The following is a 21688-nucleotide window of genomic DNA, read 5'->3' as shown; positions in this document are numbered from 1 at the left end:
GACGATGACAACCCTGTGGTGCGTGATGGCAGCTGCCGGCAGTTCGCGCCGGTTTGGCAGCGCCGACAAGCGCCTTGCCCGCCTGAGCGACAGCCGCACACTGCTGGCCGCAAGCCTGTCCGCCAGCGCCGCCCTGTCGGCCAGACGACTGCTGGTGATCGGTCCACATGACACCCTGGCTGGCTTGTCCGTCCCCGCGTCCTCCGGACTCGAGGTGCTGACCCTGACACAGACCAGCTGCAGCCTAGGGGATAGCCTGGCCCAGGCGTTCAACTGGCTGGAACACCATGCATCAACGGCCGAGGCGGCGGCGGTGTGGCTCGCCGACATGGCCTGGGTGACACCGGCCAGCTGCCATCGTCTGGCGGCGCAATCCCGGCGGGATCGCCTGGTCAGGCCGACGTATCAGGGCCAGCCGGGACATCCAGTCATCATTGGCCGCGACTTCTGGGGCGAGATGGGAAGCCTGCATGGCCAGGAGGGGGCCAGATCCGTACTCGCACGCCACCCACAGGCGCGGGTGGACATTGCGGTGGACGACCCGGGCGTGGTGCGTGACCTGGACCGTCCGCAGGACCCTCGCTAGCGCCTTCGACCTGATCCGCGCTAGCGCGCCCTGGTGTGTTCCGCCATAAAGGCATCGACAATGGCGTCAAAGTCGCTATCGCCTACAAAGCCAAGGGCATCTGCCTTGGCCGTGCGGAAGCGACCCGGCCAGCTGGAGACGATGGCATTCACCCGCTCGTCCGGGCGAAAGCTCACCCGAGCCCGCGCTTCGGCGCCGCCCTTGCGTTCGAGGGCGTCCAGCATCTCGGCCACGCTGACGGTGATACCCGGCAGCATAAAGGCGCGGAAATCCCCCAGGGAGTCAGCAGCCACCGCCGCCCCATGCATCAACGCCTCCACTACCTTGCCCGGCGACATCACGAAGAGCTCGAGCTCTGGGGACACGGGACACACGGCGTCTTCACCATTGAGAGGTTCACGCAGGATACTCGACGCGAAGCTCGACGCCGCCGCGTTGGGCCGCCCCGGGCGAATCACGATCGTCGGCAGACGCAGGACCAAGCCATCGACCAGGCCTCGGCGGCTGTAATCCTGGATCAACAGCTCGCACATCGCCTTCTGGGATCCATAGGAGCTTTGCGGCCGTAGCGCGGTCATGTCATCGAGCACGTCGGGCAGCTCGCCTCCATACACCGCCACGGAGCTTGCCATGATCACCCGGGTATCGCTCATCCCGCGCTGATGGCAGCCTTCGAGCAGGCGACGGGTGGCATCAAAGTTGACCGCTTGACCGAGGGCAAGGTCCGCCTCGGCAGCGGAGCTGACAACCGCCGCCAGGTGATAGATCACCTGTGGCCGGCCTTCCAGCAAGGCATCCCAGGCACCGTCCTCGGTCAGGTCTCTGGCGGTCGTGGTGATCGCCACTGCCCCTTGCGCGGTCGGGTGGGGCGGCGTGCTCTGGTCGACCAGGGTCAAGCGGGTCAGTGGCTCGCCACGACACTGCCCGGCCGCCAGCAGCGCCTGGGTCAGGCGCTGGCCAAGAAAACCTGCCGCACCAGTGATCAGAATATGCATCAGGGCGTCTCCTCAGCGTGTCCAGCGATGATCCCATAGGGGCGCGCCCAGCCTAGTCCTGCGACAGTGCCCTCTCTGGGGCGGTATTCGCAGCCGACCCAGCCGTCGTACCCTTGGGCGTCGAGGTGCTCGAGCAACGCGCCGATATTCAACTCACCCTGGTCAGGTTCGTGACGTTCCGGCACCCCGGCAATCTGCACATGCCCCACCTGAGCGAACTGCTGCTCCAGGGTACGCATCAGATCACCCTGCATGATCTGGCAGTGATAGAGGTCGAACTGCAGGCGCAGGTGCGGCGATCCTACGCGTCGAATCACCTCCCGCGCCAACGCCTGGTGCTGCAACAGGTAGCCCGGCATGTCGCGCCCATTGATGGGTTCGATCAGCAGCGTGCGCCCGTCCTGGCCACAGCGCTCAGCGGCGTGGCTCAGGTTATCGACGTAGGTCTTCAGGTAGGCATCGCGGGTGGCGGGGTCGGCGTTGTCGGGCAACAGCCCGGCCATGGCGTGCACCCGCGGGCAGTCCAGCGCCTGCGCATATTCGAGAGCACGTTCCAGTCCGTCGCGAAACGCCTGCTCCCGACCCGGTAGGCCAGCCAAGCCGCGCTCGCCGGCCTCCCAGTCGCCTGGGGGCAGATTGAACAGCACCTGGGTGAGTCCCTGGTCATCCAGTCGAGCGCGCAGCTCGCTTGCTGGGAAGTCATAGGGAAACAGATACTCGACACCGCGAAAGCCGGCCTTGGCGGCGGCGGCAAAACGGTCGAGAAAGTCGTGCTCCGTAAACATCATGCTGAGATTGGCGGCCAAGCGAATCATCGGGCGCTCCTGCTGCTGTCGTTGTCGTTATCGCTGTCATCGCCCCGGCACCCTGCAACTGGCACCTCACATCTGAGCTGGCGTCCCATAACGGGCACCGGGGCGGCAGACTCAGTCCCGCGGGAAGCGCGCCTCCAGCTCGGCGACCTGCTCCGGGGTCAGGCCTCGGGGATTCTGCCCGCGCAACAGCAAGAATAGCTTGGCGGTCTCCTCGAGCTCTTCGGTGGCGTACACCGCCGCCTCCAAGGACTTGCCGGCCACCACCGGCCCGTGGTTGGCCAGCAGTACCGCGCTATGCTTGCCCGCCAGTCCCCTGACAGCATCTCCCAGCGCCGGATCTCCCGGTACATGGTAGGGCACCAGCGGCAAGCGACCGACACGCATCACATAGTAGGCGGTCAGCGGTGGAATGCAGTCGCAGTGATCGACGTCCGGCAGGCAGGATACCGCCACCGAATGGGTCGAGTGCAGGTGCACGATGGCCTCGGACTGGGGCCGCTCGGCGTACATCGCCATGTGCAGAAAGCTTTCCTTGGTCGGCTTGTCGCCGCCGAGCCACTCGCCGCTTGCCGACAGCGTCGAAATGGTCGCTGGGTCCAGGCGTCCAAGACAGGCGTTGGTTGGCGTCATCAGCCAGCCCCCATCGTCCAGGCGCACGCTGATGTTGCCACTGGAGCCCATGGTCAGTCCGCGGTCGAACAGTGACTTGCCGTAGGTGGCGATCTGTTCACGCAGGCGGTTGACGTCGCGAATGCTCATCGGGTCGCCTCCTCGAGCACGGCAAAGCCGCGGGTAAAGATATCGATACCCCCAAAGTTGCCCGACTTCAGCGCCAGCGACAGCGTTCCTGCTGCCACACTGGCCTGGGTCCAGGGCACCCCAGCATCGATCTGTGGGCCAATCCGCAGCCGATCCAGCGACAGCGCCGACACCACCGCGCCGGAGGTCTCGCCCCCCGCGACCAGCAGACGGCCAACGCCTTCCGCCACCAGGGTGGTCGCCAGTGAGGCCAGGGCCCGCTCGACCAGTTCACCGGCCCGGGCCACCCCTAGCTGCTGCTGAGCCGCCTTGACGCGCTCAGGCGCCGCGGAGGCGTAGACCAGCACGGGCTCGTCGGGGGACTCCGCATGCTGTCGGCGCACAAAGTCGAGCGCCTCGGCGATGGGCTGGTCACCCTGCGCCAGGGACAGTGGGTCCAGGGCAAATCCTGGGCGATGCTCGAGAAAGTGCTCAACCTGAGCGAGGGTTGCCCGCGAACAGCTACCCGACAGCACCAGTGAACGCCCCTGGGCCGGCGCCAGTCGCGCCGCATCCTCAACCGGTGCCAACCAGCCCTTGCGCCGATACTCTGCCGGCAACGCCTGACCAAGGCCGGACCCGCCGGTCACCAGGGGCAGCTCGACGGTCGCTGCGGCCAGCACGTCCAGATCATCGTCATCCAGCGTATCGCAGATGACGTGGCGCACTCCGCTGGCATCGAGCTCACTCAGGCGACGGCGGCATGCCTCGGCGCCAGCGCGAATGACCGCGTGGGAAACGAGCCCTACCGGATGCGAGGTCTGGGCCCCCAGCACCCTGACCAGGTCGGCATCGGTCATGGGATTGAGCGGATGATCCTGCATCCCGCTGTCGTTGAGCAGGCGATCTCCGACGAACAGATGTCCTTGGTAGACGGTGCGCCCCGTGGTGGGAAAGGCCGGCACCATCACCGTCTGCCGCCCGCCAAGACGCTCCAGCAGGGCATCGGCGACAGGCCCGATATTGCCCTCGGCGGTGGAATCGAAGGTCGAGCAGTACTTGAAGAAGACTTGCCGCACGCCCTGCCCGCGCAGCCAGTCCAGTGCCGCCAGGCTGTCCTTGAGGGCCTCATCGAGTGCACAGCTGCGTGACTTGAGCGCCACGACAACGGCGTCGACGCCCTCGGGCAGGGGCTTGCCGGTGGGGTCCCCCAGTATCTGGACGGTGCGCATGCCCGAGCGCACCAGGTTATTGGCCAGATCGGTGGCTCCCGTGAAATCGTCGGCAATAGCGCCGAGTACCAGGCTCATGCGAGATCCTCTTTAACACCATCAAAGTGACAAACGCGAGGGGCAGAGACAGCGGGAACAAGCGCGCTGCTCACAGGGACGGTACCGACCGTCACTGCACCGACTCGTCATTGGCGGCAGGCAGCGCCACGCCCCCCGTTGCAGCATAGACCTTGACCACCGCTGAATCGTCCTCGCGCCCCAGTCCCATGCCGCTGGCAGCGGTAAACTGCTGCAGCGCGCTGGAGGCCACAGGCATCGCCAGACGCAGCTCACGTCCGGTGTCATGCACGATGTTCAGGTCCTTGACGAAGATGTCGACCGCCGACAGCGGCCGGTAATCCCCGTCGAGGATGTGGGGCACGCGATTTTCGAACATCCAGGAATTGCCCGCCGACTGCGTGATCACCCGGTAAAGCGCGCGGCCGTCGATGCCCATCCTGAGCCCCAACGCCATGGCCTCGGCGGCGGCGGCGATATGTACGCCGGCCAGGTGCTGGTTGACCAGCTTCACGCTTGAGCCCGGGCCGGGAACATCACCCAGGTGATGCACGGTAGCGGCCATCGCATCGAGTACCGGTGCGGCCTTGGCGAAGGCCTGGGGCGTCCCGGATGCCATCACCGACAGCTCCCCCGTGGCCGCCTTGGCCGCACCACCGCTGATCGGCGCATCCAGCATCAAAAGCCCCGCCTGATCCAGCCGCTGACCCAGTGTCTCGGCCACGCTGGGCGCTACCGTCGCGCACTGGATCACCAGACTTCCCGCGGCTAGCTGGGTCGCCAGCCCGTCGTCTTTGTCTTTGCCATCGCCAAACAGCACCGACATCACCTGGTCTGCATTGACCACGACCAGCAGTATCACGTCGCAACGCGCGGCCAGCGCGGAGGCTTCCGCCACACATTGGCCCCCTTCGTCCTCGAAGGTCTTGCGCGACGCGGCAGACACATCACAGCCGACGACCTCGAGACCTGCGCGCTTGAGGCTTCTGGCGATGCCCATCCCCATGGCACCGAGTCCAACCACACCGCACACAGGCAATCCTGAAGACGCGTCGCTCATGTTGCACTCCCGAGAAGTTGTCGTGGCGAATGACGTTGAGATTTGAATGTTAGCGCTAACATTTGTAGTCGAGAGCCCTCTCAAGCACAAGTGTCAGACGCATCACATCGACCATGGTCTAATCCAAGGAGCGGCGTCTTAACCGCCATCCTCAACGGCCTTCAGGGGCAGGCCGACCTTCCCGAACCGCACAGCCAAGCCCGACCCTCTCGGCGTGAGGAACAGCACTCAAGGTCCTCAAGACGACCGGTTCGGCATAAAATAGACATAGGTGGCCATAAGGCGGGCATAGCCATAAGCAGCGCCCAACAGGGAGAGCATGATGAGTGAGCCACAAGGCGGCGACCGGCGACGGCGCAAGGGACTTGATAACCCCACCCTGGACGACGTCGCGCGGGAAGCGGGGGTATCGGCCATCACCGTCTCCCGCGCCATCCATCGTCCCGACAGCGTGCGCGAGGCCACCCGCGAGAAAGTGGAAGCGGCTATCGCCAAGGTCGGCTACGTCCCCAACATGGTCGCCGGCACCCTGGCCTCGGCCAGCTCACGATTTATTCCTGTCATCGTGCCGTCGCTGTCCAACGTGGTGTTCGTCGAAGTCATCCAGGGACTTCAGGCCGTCTTCGACCAGCACGGATATCAGATGCTGCTGGGCAATACCGACTACAGCATGGAGCGCGAAGAGGAGCTGATCCGCACCTTCCTCGGCTGGTCCCCCACCGCCCTGGTGACCACGGGCCTGCGTCACCGGGAGGGCCTGAGTGAGCTGCTCAAGCGCTTCCCCCGCCCGTTGGTGGAGATCATGGAACTGGGCCAGGCAGTGGACATGAACGTGGGCATGGACCATCAACGGGCCGGCGCCACCATGGCCGACCACTTGCTGGCCCAGGGCTACCGCCACATCGTGTTTGCCGGCACTCGACTCGCGCATAACTATCGCGCCGCCCAGCGCTACGAAGGCCATCGCTCACGCCTGGTCAGCGAAGGCCTGGATGCCCCCCTGATGGAATGGCAGCAGGACAGTCACTACGACCTCGGCGGTGCAGCGCTGGACGACATACGCCGGCAATATCCGCAGGTCGAGGCCATCCACTTCATCGATGACGTGATGGCATCCGGTGCCTTGCTCGAAGCACAGCGCCAGGGCTTGCGCGTGCCCGACGACATCGCTATCGCAGGTTTTACCGGACTGCCCTTCGCACGCGCGCTGATTCCCCGCCTGACGACCATTGTCTCCCCCCGCGAAGCCATCGGACGCCTGGCCGCCCATCAGATCATCGATCGCCTGGAGGGTCGCCAGCCAGAGGCCTGCATCGACGTCGGCTTTACGCTGCAAAGAGGCGAAAGCACATAAACAAATGGGTGATAAAAAACACATGAAACACTGAGCCGACTCGCTAGTTGGCCCCCCGAGCTCACCGTATGACGCACGGGAGGAGATCGGCAGGCTGTTCATCGGTCGCAGTGCCTGGCGCGCCGAAGGCCTGGTCCAGATCGCCGAGAAGGCGCTACGCTCCCGCTTCGGCGAAGCCGGACCCGACAGACCGTCTAGCCCAGGTCGCGGCGCATGATGGTCACACGCTCCCCCAGGTAGTCGACATCCTCGACGGCTTCCCATCCGCCCCGCCGATACAGCGACTGCTGGTCGGGTGTGTAGAGGTGCAGCCGTGCGATGCCGTGCTCACGGGCTTCCTGCTCGACGCGTCGAACCAGGGCCGAGGCGATGCCCTGACCACGCTGCTCTGGCGGCACGAACACCGATGCGAGCCAGGGGCCCAGTTCCCGCCGAATACTCATGTCATCCGGCGACAGGCTGGCGGTGCCCAGTGGCTGGCCGCCCGCCATCGCCACGAATACCGAGGGGACCCCGTCGGGGCCGCACAGCTCGGCGGTAGCTTCGCGCCAGCTCTGCAGAGTGGCGTCCTGATGCTGGTGCCCCCAAGCGCCGAAGGTCCAGCCAGCGACCTGATCGAGATGTGGCGAGTCGGCCCGCAGCCGCTCGATGACGTAATCGCTCACCTGCTCACTCCCTGTGTGTCATGCCCCTGGCCCACCGTGGGCGCCGGGTCCTGTGACGAAAAACATGATACGTGCCGCCCTGGGGATTCACTCAGCCCCGGCGCCTCGCCCATTATTGATGAGCAAAGCGCTCAAGCTGCATTTCCCCAAGCCGGCTTAGCGTACGCTGAAACGCAAAGGACAGGTAACCGTGGGAGTACAGTGATGGCATCGGCACGGCTGCCTCGATGACCAGCGGCACACGTCGGTCATAGCACTCGTCCACCAGCGCAATGAAGCGCCGCACGCTGTCGTCCTTGATGCTCAAGGGTGGCAGCTCACGCTCCCCTGCCGATACCTGCTCGCTGGCATCTTCGGTGCCGCGAGCCAGGGCACGCGGCCGGGTAGACGGGGAACCCGCGGATGGCGCTTGCTCAGGCTCTTGCTCGGTAGCCAGACAGGGCACGGCGCCCAGCAGCAGTACATCGAAGCGGTCGCATAGTTCGATAAAGTCCAGTGCCGATAATGGCGCCTCACACAGCTGTGCGAAATCCCCATACAACACCCGCTGGGCGGCCCCACGAAGGCACAGCGCTCGTCCGCGCAGCTCCAGCGAGCAGGAACGTGCGTGCTCGCCGGAAAGTGCCACAAACTGCTGCGGCAACACGCTGCTTTCTCCCGGCTGACGCACAAAATAGCGTTGATGGGGCGCCCCAGGGTGGTGGCGATGGTCCTGGCCACCATCGAGCTCCATCACCTCGAGATGCGTCTCCATGGTCGCGATGGCTGGCAGCAGTCGCTCCCGATTGAAACCGCCGGGGTAGAGTCCCGACGGCGGCTGATTGGACGTTGCCACCATCACCAGTCGCCGCGCCAACAGGCGCTCGATCACGCCTCCCAATAGAATCGCATCCGCAATGTCGTCGACGTATACCTCATCGAGGCACAGCACCCGCACCTGTGCCGCCAGTTCATCGGCCAGCAGTGTCAACGGGTCTGGCTGGCCCCTCAGTTGAAACTGGCGCTGGTGCACCCAGCGCATGAAGTGATGAAAATGCCAGCGTCTGGCGGGCACCGGACAGCGCCCGACAAACTGATCCATCAGCCAGGTCTTGCCGCGGCCCACCGGCCCCCACAGATAGCAGCCCCGTGCAGGTTGTTCGTCCCGCAACGCCTTGAGCAGTTGATCGAGGGAGGCGATCGCCCGAGTCTGAGCGGCATCGGCAACGATCTGACCGGTATCGACCCATCTCGCGTAGTCTTCAGCCAGTGGCGATACGCCTTCTGCATCAGACGAGGCCCCCGCCAGCGCCTTCTGGCAGGAGGGTGCGACCCTCTCCATGTCCTGTCCTCCCTTGCCGTGGACCTGGCGCCACGTGGTGGCTTCAGCCGGGTATTGGCTATCTCGATTCCTGCCGCGTACCGCTACTCCCAAAGGGCGAGGGTTGCCGATGGGAATGAGAGCCCAGCTGGACTATAGTGGCGCGTCACTGTTCCCGCGTCGATCTTCAGGCTAGCGACCATGTCATCCACACCTCACAGGCTCCGATTATCGCCACGCTTCCAGCGTCGGATCTGCCTGTTGGCCGTGGCCGCCATGCTGATGCTGTTCGTCGGCCCCTTGGCCAGTCAGCTGCAGCGACTGCTGGAGCCTCCCGCGGCCTCTTTGCACCATCACCACCATGCCCATGGTGGCGCACTGACGTCGGACGAAACCGCGGTCCAGACCGAGAGCACATCACTGGATGCGGGCCATCACCATCTCGCCGCTTGCGGTTATTGCGTGCTGTTCGCTCAGGTGCCAGCGCTGTCGATGATAGCGGTGACGGCACTCGCCGGCGCCGCCCCCCGCGCCCCACCTGGCCCGTCAACGGTCAGGGTATTCCTGCCGCTGCTGCAGCGATACACACTACCGACACCACGCGCCCCTCCCGGTCGTTCCGTCCGCTGAACGAGGCATCGCCCTCTCCTGGCCATGGCTGCCTGTCACGGCCTCCACCGGATTTCACGAGAACGACCATGACAACGCGAACCACCCATGCTGGACCGGCGCTCAAGACGCTGGTCATTCGGCTGCACTTCTATATCGGCCTGCTGGTCGGCCCCTTCATCTTCTTTGCGGCGCTGACGGGCACGCTTTATGCGCTCACTCCGGCCCTGGAGCAGGTGCTCTACAAGGAAGCACTGACCACCTCATCGTCCTCTGGCACATCTACCCTGCTGTCCCGCCAGGTTGCCGCGGCTCAGGACTATCTGGGGGTCGATACGACTCCCAGTGCGGTTCGCCCCGCACCGGAGCCGGGTACCACGACGCGGGTGATGTTTGCCGACCCGCTGCTCGGTGCCAGTGAACACCGCGCTATCTTTATCGACCCGCATAGTCTCGAGGTGCGTGGCGACATGACGGTCTACGGCACCAGCGGTGTCCTGCCCCTGCGCCGGATCATCGATCAGATCCACCGTAGCCTGATGCAGGGAGATCCCGGCCGCCTGTACAGCGAACTGGCCGCCTCTTGGATGTGGCTGGCCGCCCTCGCTGGCCTCGCCATCTGGGCGCTGACCCCATCGCCCAAGGTGGATCCAGGCAAACAGTCCGCGACCGCCCGTCGCTTGCGCACCCGTCGTCGCCATAGCGTGCTGGGCCTGTTTCTGCTGATCGGCCTGCTGGCACTGTCGGCGACCGGCATGACCTGGTCGAAGCACGCCGGTGACAACTTCTTCACGGTCCTCAAGGCGGCCGGTTGGGGCACCCCAAGGGTGTCACAGTCCTTGGACGGGCACGCGTTACACCAAGCCGACGCCCACGCGGATCATGGCATGGCACAGGCCGGCGCTGCCGAGCGCTTGGCAGACTTCGACATCGTCGAAGCCACCGCCAGAGAGGCAGGGCTGGACGCCGGCAAGATCGAACTGCTGGTGCCGGGCCCGAATCAGGCCTGGAAGGTGCGGGAGATTGATCGCAGCTGGCCTTCACAGGTCGATGAGGTGGCGGTGCATCCGTCACGCTTCACGGTGCTGGATCAGGTCAGCTTCAGTGACTACCCGCTCGCCGCCAAGCTGACCCGCTGGGGCATTGATGGCCATATGGGCATCCTTTTCGGGCTGCCGAACCAGCTGCTGCTGGCGGCCCTGGGCATCGGCATCATGACCATGGTGGCCTGGGGATACGCCATGTGGTGGCGGCGTCCCTCGGCCAGCAACGGCCAGACCTTGTGGCCGGCGCTGCTGGCGCTGCCCCTGCCCGCCATGGCCCTGGTGATCGTCACCGGCGTGCTGCTCGGTCTGGCGCTGCCCGTCATGGGAGCGAGTCTGGTGCTGTTTCTCGCCGTAGACGCCGTGCGCTCACTGCGCTTCGCCCGACAACGCGCCAACGCCTGAAGCAAGCACAAGGGCGACCCGCGGGTCGCCCTTTTTCATGGTTTACCATGTCACCACTCAGGCAAGCGCTGGATACGTCAGCCCAGCGTCATTCGGCGCAGGCATTGATGCCGTGTTTCCTCAGTGGGTCTGCTGCTTGCCGCGCAATCGCTGCAACCCCGTCCACACGGCGACCAGCACGGCGCCCACCGCCAGCCCGAACAGCCCATTGCCCAGCATGGGTACCAGCCCGTGGAGAATCGCATCGACTCCCGGCAGGGCAACGTCGGTCTCGGCCAGGCCCTCGATCCAGTGGCCCACCATCGGTACACCGTGAGCCAGAATACCGCCACCGACCAGGAACATGGCCAGGGTTCCGAAGATCGATAGCCCCTTCATCAGCAGGGGAGCACCGCGCAATAGTCCCTTGCCGAGCGTCTGAGCCAGACCACTGTCACTCTTGGTGAGGTGCAGGCCCAGGTCATCGAGCTTGACCAGACCTGCCACCAGGCCATAGACCCCTACGGTAATCAGCAGCCCGATGGCGATCAGCACGGCTATCTGCTGAGTGAGAGGAGCCGCCGTCACCGTCCCCAGGGCGATCACGATGATCTCCGCCGACAAGATGAAGTCCGTGCGAATCGCTCCTTTTATCTTGTCTCGCTCGAACGCCTGCATGTCCACATCATTGTCGGCCAGGGCGGCAAGGCGAGCGTCGTGCTCATGCTGGTCATCCTTCTTGTGAAGAAACTTGTGCGCCAGCTTCTCTGCGCCTTCAAAGCACAGAAAGGCGCCACCCAGCATCAGCAACACCGTCACCAGCCAAGGGACAAAGGCGCTGATCAACAGCGCCCCCGGTATCAGAAAACACTTGTTGAGCAACGAGCCCTTGGCGACCGCCCAGACCACCGGCAACTCGCGCTTGGCGGCGACACCGGTCACCTGCTGAGCGTTAAGGGCGAGATCATCCCCCAGCACTCCGGCGGTCTTCTTGGCCGCCACCTTGGTCATCACCGAGACGTCGTCGAGCAGGGTGGCGATATCATCGATCAGGGTTAACAGACTGCTTCCTGCCACTGGGGCTCCCTCCTTGGCGTGGGGTATGGTGAATAGCCTCAGCATAACCGTTGATCTTCTCTTGCGCTGCAGCAATCGCCTGGGAGCCCTGTGCCATGTCAGCAACCACTGCCGATCTCGCCACGCTGCTAGGGCGCCTGCCCGTGGGCTACAGCGACGCACTGTTTCGCGGCCAGCGCTATGGCGTGACGCTCAAGATCTACAACGCGGGGCGCTCGCTCAAGCTGCTGGCTCAGCAACTCGGCGGTACTGACATGGTCAGCTTGAACGCCTACCTGACCGGATCGGAGTGGCGCCTGAAACCCTGCGAGATGAGCGAGCGCAAGGTGCTCGACTTTCTTGCCGAAGCACAGCCGCTTCCTCGCATCGAGCCTTGAGTCGCCGCGTCCCCTAACCTGCCGGCGCCAGCCATCACCAAACCTTGAACCACCTCGAATGACCCCACCCATCCTGCCCACATGAGGTAGGGACCCGCCGCCTTGCACGGGAAAAAATGAACGTTCGTTGACGTGAGCCAGCTCTCACGCCCGGACCCTTCATTGTGGGTACCCCCTCATGGTGGGTATCACCGGCTGGACAGCCCCATGCCCGTAGTCATGCTCGTTGTCGGTACTCGCCCCGAGGCCATCAAGATGGCCCCGGTCGCCCTGGCGATCCACTCTTCCGCCATCCTCTCCCTGCATCTTTGCGCCAGCGGTCAGCACGACGAAATGCTCGACCAGGCACTGTCGCTGTTTGACCTTGTGCCAGACAGCAACCTGGCGGTCATGACCCCCTCTCAGACGCTCAATGGCCTGATGCAGGCCTTGCTGGGACGGCTGGACAGCGTCATGGCCGAGGTGATGCCCGATCTGGTGATGGTGCATGGCGACACCGCCACCTGCTTCGCGGCCAGTCTGGCTGCCTTTCAGCGCAAAGTGCCGGTGGCTCACGTCGAGGCCGGGCTGCGCACCGGCAACATCGACTCACCCTGGCCAGAAGAGGCCTATCGCAGCATGGTGGCGCGTATCGCCCGCCGCCATTACGCGCCAACCCCGTCCGCCAGGGACAACCTGCTGCGCGAACAGGTGGCGCCAGGCAGCATTCTGGTCACCGGCAATACCGTGATCGATGCCCTGATGTGGATGAAAGACAGCCTCGATGCCCACGGCTATCGGCCGTGGCCGGACAGTCCCTTGGCACGACTACGCCCCGGCGCCCGGCGGGTGCTGATTACCGGGCATCGCCGAGAAAATCATGGTGAAGGCATTCGCACCATCTGCCAGGCCATCGCTGAGCTGGCCGGCCGCTATCCCGATACCGACTTCGTCTATCCGGTGCACCTGAACCCCGCCATCAAGGACGTGGCCGAGCGTGAATTGGCCAATCTCCCCAACGTGCACCTGACTCCCCCCCAGGACTATCGCGACTTCGTCTGGTTGATGGGGGGCGCCACCCTGATCCTGACCGACTCTGGCGGACTTCAGGAGGAAGCTCCCGCCCTGGGAGTACCGGTACTGGTCATGCGCGAACATACCGAGCGCATCGACGCCCTTGATGCCGGGACCGTCATGCTGACCGGCAGTGCCAGCGACGCCATTGTGGCCGTTGCCTCGCGCCTGCTCGACACTCCTGAGGAGCGCCAGCGGATCGCCCAGATCCCCAATCCCTATGGACAAGGCGACGCCGCCGACAAGATCGTCCGCGACATGGAATCCTGGCTGCTGTCGCGTCGGGCAGATGTCGAGGCCAGGCATGGCTGAACTACCGCCCGACCTGACGCTGTGGTTGCTCGACGCCTCGCTGCACGCCCTGTTCGCGCTGAAATACGTTGCCATCACCCTGTGCCTGATGATGCTGGCGCTGGGGATCGATGACCTGTTTCTCGACATCGTCTACTGGACGCGGCGCAGCTGGCGCTACTGGTCCATCTATCGCAACGTGCCCTACGCCGATGAGGAGCGGCTGTATCAGGCCAGCGAGAAGCCGCTGGCGGTGATGGTCCCCGCCTGGCAGGAAGTCGGCGTGGTCGGCCAGATGGCTCAGCTGATGGCCAGCACGATGGACTACGAAAACTACCAGATCTTCGTCGGCACCTATCCCAACGATCCGGACACCCAGGCCGAAGTCGACGTGGTCTGCCAGACCTTCTCGAACGTCCACAAGGTGGTCACGGTGCGCCCGGGCCCCACCAGCAAGGCAGATTGTCTCAACAACGTGATCGAGGCCATCGCACGCTTCGAGCAGGCGGCCGGTATCGAGTTTGCCGGCTGCATCCTGCACGATGCCGAGGATGTGATCTCGCCGATGGAACTCAGGCTGTTCAACTATCTGCTGCCGGCCAAGGACTTGATCCAGGTGCCGGTCTACCCGTTCAGGCCCCGCTGGTATCAGCTGTCCGGGGGCCACTACATCGACGAATTCTCCGAGTATCACGGCAAGGATGTACTGATCAGGGAGGCCATGTGCGGTCAGGTCCCCAGCGCTGGCGTCGGCACCTGCTTCAGTCGCCGCGCCTTGGCACGCTTGAGACAGCTCAACGATGGCATCACCTTCGACATCTGGAGCCTGACCGAAGACTACGACATCGGCTTTCGCCTGCACGAGAGCGGCCTTTCCTGCATCTTCGTTCGCTACAGCATCGAGCGCGACGACCTGTCACCCCGGCGCGAGCATGCGCCGGGGCAGTCGCTGCGAGAAAGCAAGGTGATCTGTGTGCGCGAGCACTTTCCCACCGCCCTGTCGGCGGTGGTTCGCCAGAAGTCCCGCTGGATCACCGGCATCGTCTTCCAGGGCTATCAGCATCTGGGCTGGAGCCGTTCCAACTGGCGCCTCAACTACTTCCTCTGGCGCGACCGTCGCGGCCTGATCGCCTACCCGCTGGCGTTGGTGGCGACGCTGTTGCTGCTGATCATGTTCGGTCTATGGCTCTACGCCGCCCTGGTGGAGGACGCATGGCGCTTTCAGTCCATCGTCGGCGGCTCCCTGCTGGAGGTACTGCTGTCCATCAACGGTGTGTTGCTGGCCAACCGTGCCTTCCAGCGGTTCTACTTCGTCAAGATCTACTACGGCTGGCGCCAAGGCCTGCTGTCCTTTCCCCGCATGCTGTGGAGCAACGTGGTCAACTTCCTGGCCAACGTTCGGGCCTGGAAGCTGTTCTTCACCCGCGCACGTCACCGCACCTTTGCCTGGGACAAGACCACCCACGACTTTCCCCATATCGATGGCGCCCAGCAGGTGTCGCTGCAGACGCTTTTGCTGGAAGCGGAGCTGATCGCTGACGCTACGCTGGCGGCTACCCTGGAGGAGGTCGGACCACGCCGACTGGCGCGTGAACTGGTCATCCGCGGACAGCTGCCGGGAATGGCCCTGGCCGAGGTCCAGGCCCGCTATCGCGGCCTGGAAACGACCGCGTTGCATCCGCTCAAGGTACCCGCTGCACTGGTCGAGGTGCTGCCTTCCCATGTCGCCATCCGCTACGCCGTGCTGGCCATCGGCGAGCAGGACCAGCAGCTGATCCTGGCCACCGAAACGATATTGAGCCCGGTCGCCCTTGGCGCCATCAGCCGACGACTGCAGCGCCCGGTAGTCCAGCGTCTGGCCGCGGTGGGAAGAGTCTCGCTGGGCCTGCGCCACTGGTACCTGGGAGGTCTCGATGAGGACACCCAGGCCAGTCTCCAGCAATGGGACGAGGCGACTCCCGACGGTAACGCGCGGCTGGATGCCTTCTGTTGCCACCAGCCCATGCTCGGCGAGCTGCTGCTGGAACACGAGCTGATTGCGCCGACACTGTTCGGCCAGGCCATGATCGACTTCGACCCTGAGCAGAGCCGCCTCGGCGACTTCCTGATCGCTCGCAAGATGATCGATGACACCACCCTGGCACGCGCGCTGGCCCTGCAGCAGCAGCATCGTCGCGCTGCCATGGCGGCCGTCGTGGAGGCCCCCGCGTGAAGCCCCAGATAAAGCGGTCAAGCAACCGACTGAGCCGATGTCTGAGGCGCCCTTGGTGGCTTGGCATAGTGTTGATCGTCTGCCACCAGGCCCAGGCACTCAGCGAGTTTGACGAGTTTCGCAGCTACCCCTACCTCGACCGGGCCTACCGCGCCGCAGAAGCCAGGGACTGGGCCGAAGTACAGCGACTGATGGAGCATCTGATCGGACAGGTGCCTGGCAATATCGAGGCATATCGCCTGCTGTCTCAGGCGCTGGAAAAACAAGGCAACCTGGACGGCGCCGTGGCGGCGCTGGGGGCGCTGGACGCAAACCTGGCCGCGGTGCAGATCAATGCGCTGCGCCGCGACTGGATCGCCGACGGCCATGCCAGCGCCGACCAGGTCGACCAGTGGCTGGCCGAGACTTCTGGGGCGGCACGCAGCGAGCTATGGCGTACCCGGGGGGACTACCTGCGCGCCACCCGCGGGGCCCCGGAGGCGCTTGCCTGGCTGCGCTCCGTTCAGGCCAAGGACGACGGCCTGGCGCTGGACCGCTATCGCGCCACCCTGGCAGAGCGGGTCCAGGACTGGGATCAGGTGATCGATGCCCTGGTGCCCCACGCGCTGGAAAACGTGCTGGAAGAAGACGACTGGCGACGCCTGGCGATTGCCATGGTCCAGTCCGACAACGAGAAGGGCGTCAACGCCATGGTGGCAGCCCTGCCCGATGGTGATATTCGGCGCTTCGTGCTCAAGGCGGGAGCGGATCGTGCCATTGCCCTGGGCTATCCGGAGCCAGCCCAACGCTGGCTCAAGACCCTCGAGGACAGCGGCCAGCTACTGCCCAGCGACGAGGACAAGCTGCTGCAAACGTCCTTGGCACTGGGCGACACCGCCAAGGTCAGGGAGCTGGCACCTCGTCACGACATGGATTGTCTGACGCTGGTCGACTGGCTTTCCCATCAAGGCGACCCCGACGCCCTGGCGACCTTCGCCGAGTGCGATCCCGCCGACAATCCCGAAAGCTGGCTGGTACTGGCCGATCGGCTAGATGCCATCGCCCTGCTGGAGACCATAACACTCCCCCGGCAGTGGCAGGCGCGGCAGGACGCGGTGTTACTGGATCGCTATCGTGCCGACGGCCATCTGACCAAGGCACTGGCGCTACTGCAGCGACAACCCCAGACCGCTGCCACCCTTCGCGAGCGCGCCGAACTGACCCAGCGCTTGTCGCGCCCACTCGCCGCCGCCGAGCTGTGGGAACGCCACTATCTGCTGAGCGGCGAAACCCGCTCGCTGGACCAGGCAAGCTACCTGTACCTGTCCTCGGATCACCCCCTGGCGGCCAGGCAGATCCTTCAGCAGGCCCTGCTCACCGCCCCTGACCGGCTTTCACCCCAAGCCCTCGATCGCCTGGCCTTCCTGTACCGCGAAGACACCGCCAAGGTACCCGACGGCACCCTGGCCATCCTGATCCAGCAGCCACGTCTTGGCAGCATGGTGCGGGAGGGGCTGCTCGAACAGCTTGCGCGCCAGGATCGTTGCGCGCTGGTCAGAGAGTTCGCCGACTCACAGCCCCCTCCCTGGGGGCCGCTGGGCATCTGCTCGCGAGATAGACCTGGCCAGGCCGCCCGCTATTTTCAGCGCGCGCTGGCGCAGCGCCTGGAGCAGCAGGCCCCCATCGGCGACGTCAGCCAGGCGCGCAAGCGGCTTGCCTATGCCCTGTTTGCCGCTGGCGACCCCTCCGCCGCCTGGCGCGAATGGCAGGCGGTCGAGGTCAACCTGCTGGAACAGCAAGATCGCCTTGCCGGCGCTCGCAGCGCGCTGGCCAGCGGTGACACCGAGGAGGCCTGGCGCTGGTGGAATGCCAGCAGCGCCAGCGCCGAGCATAGCCTGCTCGGGGCGCGCATCGCCCTGGCCAACGGCGAGCCATCGACAGCACTGGCGCTGGCCACAGATGCCACCAGCCAGGCAGCGCCCGCGGATTCAGCCACTTTCGAGGGTGCCAGCCAGCTCGCCCAACAGGCCGGCGACGGTGTCCTCGCCCGCCGCTGGCTTGAGCAGGCCCAGGCCGCAGCGTCGGATTCACCGAGACTTGCACGGGAACTGGGGCTGACATTGGCATCCAGCGACACCCAGATATCGCGCCAACAGGCGATACCTCTGCTGGAACGTGCACGCCACGCCTATCCCGAGGATGTCGTCAGCGCGAGCACCCTGGGGGATCTGTACGCTGCCGTCGGCGACAACGCTCGCGCGCTAACCCGTCTTGAGCAGGCCATCGATCTGCAGCCCCTGGACCTTCGGGTGGGAGACGACAGCGCCGAGCGCATGGCTGAACGCCGCTATCGCCAGCGACGCCAGCACGAGAGCCTGACCCGGCGCGACCGCATCACCCTGTCCTCAAGCTGGTCTCCGGCGAGCCCGACACCCGGTATCCGCAGCGATAGCGAGGATGACAGCGCCAGCGGCCACGATATCAACACCCAGATCCTGCAGTGGGATCATGCCCTTGGCCACGATCCGCTCAGTCAGGGGCGCCAGCTGGCGGGCTACGTGCGCACTATCTTCGGCGGCGATGACCGGGATGACTATGGGCGAGGCCGCTCTCTGGGCATGGGCCTGCGGGCCAAGCCGCTAGCCCGTCACAACATCAATCTCTACGCCGAGGTGTTTGCCGAGTCCCAGAAAAACGATGACCAGCATACGGACATCGACCTGCTGCTGCGCGCCAGCGGCTCCTTTCTCGACCAGGGTGGCTACAGCAATGAATGGCGGCCTACCGAGGATCGTTGGCACGAACGCTCGCTCTATCTGGACGGCGCCTGGTGGACCCAGCGCGGCGACGTGCAACTGTTCAGTCGTTACCGCCAGGGCTACACCCTCAAGCTGCCGACCGACAGTGCTCAGACCCTGATGCCCTACGCCAGCCTCCAGGCCACCAGCCATGACACCGATGGCTGGGACGAGGATGTGCGGGTCGCAGCGGGCCTGCGCTGGGAGCTGTGGTACGACGAGGATCACTACAACGCCTTTCGCCGGAAACTCAGCGTCTCGACGGAGTATCAGCAGTCCCTGGGCGGCAACCTCTACGATGGCCGGGACGGCTGGATGATTCACCTGGAATGGAGCCTGTAACACGAGGCCTCGCCCTTGATCATGGGAGTACCTGCCATGCCCTTTGTTGCCACAGTCGCTGAGCCGCTAGCGTCGATCGCCCACCCTGCACGCCCACGCGCCAAGGCGCGAGCCGGGCACTCTGTGGTGATCGCCGCCGTGCTGCTGACAAGCCCGCTAAGCGGTGTCGCCAGCGCTCCCGCAGACGATTTGGTCGGCTATGCCACAAACCATGCCGCAGCCCATGCCAGTGCCTATTCCAGCGCCTATTCCAGTGCCTACTCTACCCCTATCCTGTTCTATCAGCCCCAGAATCGCGATGAGCTGCTGACCCGCGAGCGCTGGCAAACGTTATGGCAACAGGCCGCCGATCATGGCGTCGATACGCTGATCGTGCAGTGGACCCGCTATGGCGACGATACCTTCGGCGGTGCCGAAGGTTGGCTGGCCGACGCCTTGGTGGAAGCAGAGCGCCAGGGGCTCGAGCTGATCCTCGGCTTGCACCAGGACCCGGCCTACTACGATACGCTGCCGGACAACGCTCGCTTTGCCCACTACTGGTATCAGCTGCTGGCAAGGTCCGCCGCACAGCAGCAAGCGATTCTGCAGCAGTGGCCGCTGACCCCGGTGGGCTGGTATCTGCCGCAAGAGCTCGACGATTGGCTGTTTCGTGACCCTGGCGTGCGCGATGAGCTGGTGTCACAGCTGGCCAGCGCCAGCACGGCCCTGGCAGGCCCACTTCACTTGAGCATGTTCAGCGGCGGCTTTGTCACCCCACAGGTCTATACCGCCTGGGCCGAAGCGATCAGTGACAGTGGATGGCAGGTCTGGTGGCAGGATGATGAAGGCACGCGCAATCTCGACCCCCTTGTGCGCAGCGACTACCGCCATGCCTTGAGCTGTCGTGTCGGTATCGTGCGTGAAGCCTTTTCACGCACCAGTGGAGCTACCGAACCCTTCCACGCGATTCCCACGCCGCCCCGTCGTCCGGCACGGGACTGCCACCCTGACGCCGTGTTTTCGCTGCGCTATATGCCCTGGGCCCAGGATCTTCTTTAAGGCCTTGAAGAAAGCCTTCGATGCTTCGTGTGGTCGCTCGTGGGCGGGCCCCTGACACACGATAGCGGCTCAGCCAGTAGCGATATTAAAGAAGACCCTACCGGAAGGTAGGGTCGAAACATGCGATCGATCTAGAGCAGCCAACAGTACACGCACGCTCATTTAAGCCGATCGCGCCTTAGCCGGCTGCTCCCTGGAAGGGATACACCGGCCCCAGCTCAAGGAGGGAGGTCAGTTCGTCCAGAGCTGCCAACGTCTCTTCGGCAAGCCGTGGATCGGCCAGATCCTCCGGGGCCAGCCGCTCGCGGTAGTGGCGCTTGACCCAGGCCACCAGGTCTTCGTACAACGCATCGTCGAGCAGCACGCGACCGGTCAGCGCTGCACGCTCGGCTTGGCTCAGCACAACGCGCAACCTCAAGCACGCAGGACCTCCGCCATTGCGCATGCTCTGCTTGACGTCCTTGACCACCACTTCACTGATGGGGTTGTTGCCCGCCAGCAGATGATCCTGGATGCAGCGCCATACCGCTTCCCGCTCCTGGCATTCGCCTGGCACGACCAGGGTCATGCTGCCATCGTCGTTGGACAGCAGCTGGGAATTGAACAGATACGACGCGACGGCATCTTCCAGGCTAACCGCCTCCAGCGGTACACGCACGGGAATCAAGGGCGTCGACATCTTGTCACGCAGCGCGTCCAGGGTGCCCTGTTCGTCACGGAACGCCAGCTCGTGGTACAGCAGCACCGGGCCATTGCCCACGGCAATCACATCATTGTGAAAGACCCCTGCATCGATGGCATCAGGATGCTGCTGGGCATAGACCACCTGATGGTCGCCCAGCCCGTGCTGGCGGGCGATGGCCTGGCTAGCCTCCAGGGTCTGGCGGGCAGGGAAGCGGCTGGGTTCGACCCCATCACCGCCAAAAGCCTGGCGCCCATACACGAACAGATGCACGCCCGGCTCGCCGTGTTCGCCACACAGCCTGGTGTGATTGGCCGCCCCTTCATCGGAAAACGCCGGGGTCGCCGGCAGTACCGGGTGATGGGCAAAGCGGGTCGGGTCGGCGAAGATCGCGGCCAGCACCCGTGCGGTGGTTTCCGGCTCCAGAAAGCGATGGAAGCTGGACTGCAGATTGGCCGGGGTAAAGTGCACGCGCCCATCCGCAGCGTCACCGCTGGGGGTCACCGTACCGGCGTTGGCCGTCCACATGCTGGAGGCAGAGCAGACCGCGCGCAGCAATTGCGGGGCCTGTTCCGCCGCCTGGGCCAGCACCTCGGCGTTGTCACCGGTGAACCCCAGCGAGCGCAGCGCGCCCAGGTCCGGGCGCTGCTGCGGCGGCAATACGCCCTGAGCGTAGCCAGCGTCTTTCAGAGCCTTCATCTTGGCCAGGCCCTGCAGCGCTGCCTCACGGGGGTTGGACACCAGGCCCCCGTGGGACATGGACGCCACATTGCCGTGGGCCAGGCCGGAATAGTTATGGGTCGGGCCGACGAGGCCGTCAAAGTTGACCTCGACCACGTCTTGTTGACTCATATCCTTCACAGGCTCACCCCCGGCGGCAGCTTATCGGGCAGGTTCAGCGCTTCACTTTCCACTGAAGCGACCGGGTAGGCGCAGGAGTCGGCGGCGTCAGATAAAGAGCGCGCTGGGCGCATTGTCGCGTCGACCAGCGTCACTGCTGA

General features: G+C 64.8%; 18 protein-coding genes. 9 read left to right on the top strand and 9 right to left on the bottom strand.

All coding sequences use genetic code 11. The features are described from left to right. Positions 1–4: 4 nt before the first annotated feature. Entirely contained in the window at positions 5–586 is a 582-nt protein-coding gene (locus KUV86_RS10660; protein WP_206941465.1) for an NTP transferase domain-containing protein, read from the top strand. Between the two features lie 20 nt (positions 587–606). Here KUV86_RS10660 and denD read toward each other — a convergent pair whose 3' ends face one another. The 5 genes from denD to ltnD form a co-directional block, all read right to left on the bottom strand. Continuing rightward, on the bottom strand, positions 607–1581 hold the full coding sequence (denD, locus tag KUV86_RS10655; RefSeq protein WP_206941467.1) for a D-erythronate dehydrogenase: 975 nt from the start codon (positions 1579–1581) through the stop codon (positions 607–609). After that, a complete protein-coding gene (otnI, locus tag KUV86_RS10650) occupies positions 1581–2396 on the bottom strand; it encodes a 2-oxo-tetronate isomerase (RefSeq protein ID WP_222162668.1) in 816 nt (271 codons plus the stop codon). The genes denD and otnI overlap by 1 nt, the downstream gene beginning before the upstream one ends. A 111-nt stretch (positions 2397–2507) precedes the next feature. Next, positions 2508–3155: a 3-oxo-tetronate 4-phosphate decarboxylase gene (otnC, locus tag KUV86_RS10645; RefSeq protein ID WP_222484736.1), complete on the bottom strand. Its 648-nt coding sequence runs from the start codon at positions 3153–3155 to the stop codon at positions 2508–2510. Next, entirely contained in the window at positions 3152–4444 is a 1293-nt protein-coding gene (gene otnK, locus KUV86_RS10640; RefSeq protein WP_222484735.1) for a 3-oxo-tetronate kinase, read from the bottom strand. Before otnK ends, otnC begins: the two co-directional genes overlap by 4 nt. Positions 4445–4535: 91 nt before the next feature. Further along, positions 4536–5483 carry an L-threonate dehydrogenase gene (gene ltnD / locus KUV86_RS10635; protein ID WP_222484734.1) on the bottom strand — a complete coding sequence of 316 codons (948 nt, stop codon included), beginning with the start codon at positions 5481–5483 and terminating at the stop codon, positions 4536–4538. A gap of 322 nt (positions 5484–5805) precedes the next feature. On the opposite strand from ltnD, the gene KUV86_RS10630 reads away from it, so the two are divergent. Then, on the top strand, positions 5806–6837 hold the full coding sequence (locus KUV86_RS10630; protein ID WP_222484733.1) for a LacI family DNA-binding transcriptional regulator: 1032 nt from the start codon (positions 5806–5808) through the stop codon (positions 6835–6837). A 194-nt stretch (positions 6838–7031) separates the two neighbouring features. Here KUV86_RS10630 and KUV86_RS10625 read toward each other — a convergent pair whose 3' ends face one another. Next, positions 7032–7502, bottom strand: a complete 471-nt coding sequence (locus tag KUV86_RS10625; RefSeq protein ID WP_222484333.1) for a GNAT family N-acetyltransferase — start codon at positions 7500–7502, stop codon at positions 7032–7034. Between the two features lie 112 nt (positions 7503–7614). Continuing rightward, positions 7615–8823 carry a cell division protein ZapE gene (zapE, locus tag KUV86_RS10620; RefSeq protein WP_222484732.1) on the bottom strand — a complete coding sequence of 403 codons (1209 nt, stop codon included), beginning with the start codon at positions 8821–8823 and terminating at the stop codon, positions 7615–7617. A gap of 180 nt (positions 8824–9003) precedes the next feature. Here zapE and KUV86_RS10615 point away from each other — a divergent pair, with 180 nt between their 5' ends. Both KUV86_RS10615 and KUV86_RS10610 read left to right on the top strand, forming a co-directional pair. After that, the gene (locus KUV86_RS10615) at positions 9004–9432 is read left to right on the top strand and encodes a DUF2946 domain-containing protein (protein WP_222162652.1); all 429 of its coding nucleotides are present in this window, start codon (positions 9004–9006) and stop codon (positions 9430–9432) included. Positions 9433–9500: 68 nt separating this feature from the next. After that, entirely contained in the window at positions 9501–10859 is a 1359-nt protein-coding gene (locus KUV86_RS10610; RefSeq protein ID WP_222484731.1) for a PepSY-associated TM helix domain-containing protein, read from the top strand. 120 nt (positions 10860–10979) lie between these two features. On the opposite strand, the gene KUV86_RS10605 is transcribed toward KUV86_RS10610, so the two are convergent. Then, on the bottom strand, positions 10980–11915 hold the full coding sequence (locus KUV86_RS10605) for a DUF808 domain-containing protein (protein WP_222237695.1): 936 nt from the start codon (positions 11913–11915) through the stop codon (positions 10980–10982). A gap of 95 nt (positions 11916–12010) precedes the next feature. On the opposite strand from KUV86_RS10605, the gene KUV86_RS10600 reads away from it, so the two are divergent. From KUV86_RS10600 to KUV86_RS10580, 5 genes are all read left to right on the top strand, one after another. Further along, complete coding sequence (locus KUV86_RS10600; protein WP_222162649.1) at positions 12011–12292, top strand: hypothetical protein; 282 nt, start codon at positions 12011–12013, stop codon at positions 12290–12292. 207 nt (positions 12293–12499) lie between these two features. Beyond that, positions 12500–13657: a non-hydrolyzing UDP-N-acetylglucosamine 2-epimerase gene (wecB, locus tag KUV86_RS10595; RefSeq protein WP_206941486.1), complete on the top strand. Its 1158-nt coding sequence runs from the start codon at positions 12500–12502 to the stop codon at positions 13655–13657. Then, complete coding sequence (locus KUV86_RS10590; protein WP_222484730.1) at positions 13650–15848, top strand: glycosyl transferase family protein; 2199 nt, start codon at positions 13650–13652, stop codon at positions 15846–15848. Before wecB ends, KUV86_RS10590 begins: the two co-directional genes overlap by 8 nt. 68 nt (positions 15849–15916) lie before the next feature. Beyond that, on the top strand, positions 15917–18967 hold the full coding sequence (locus KUV86_RS10585; RefSeq protein WP_222484729.1) for an NfrA family protein: 3051 nt from the start codon (positions 15917–15919) through the stop codon (positions 18965–18967). 36 nt (positions 18968–19003) lie between these two features. After that, positions 19004–20005 (top strand): DUF4434 domain-containing protein, encoded by a 1002-nt coding sequence (locus tag KUV86_RS10580; protein WP_222484727.1) that lies wholly within the window; start codon positions 19004–19006, stop codon positions 20003–20005. Between the two features lie 178 nt (positions 20006–20183). Here KUV86_RS10580 and astB read toward each other — a convergent pair whose 3' ends face one another. Further along, positions 20184–21539 (bottom strand): N-succinylarginine dihydrolase, encoded by a 1356-nt coding sequence (astB, locus tag KUV86_RS10575; protein ID WP_206941492.1) that lies wholly within the window; start codon positions 21537–21539, stop codon positions 20184–20186. Positions 21540–21688 lie beyond the last annotated feature (149 nt).

It is taken from the genome of Halomonas sp. DP8Y7-3 (assembly GCF_019801675.1).
GTDB classification, from domain to species: Bacteria; Pseudomonadota; Gammaproteobacteria; order Pseudomonadales; family Halomonadaceae; genus Halomonas; species Halomonas litopenaei_A.
Note: the sequence above shows the minus strand (reverse complement) of the source record. Positions and strands in the feature narration are given on the sequence as shown.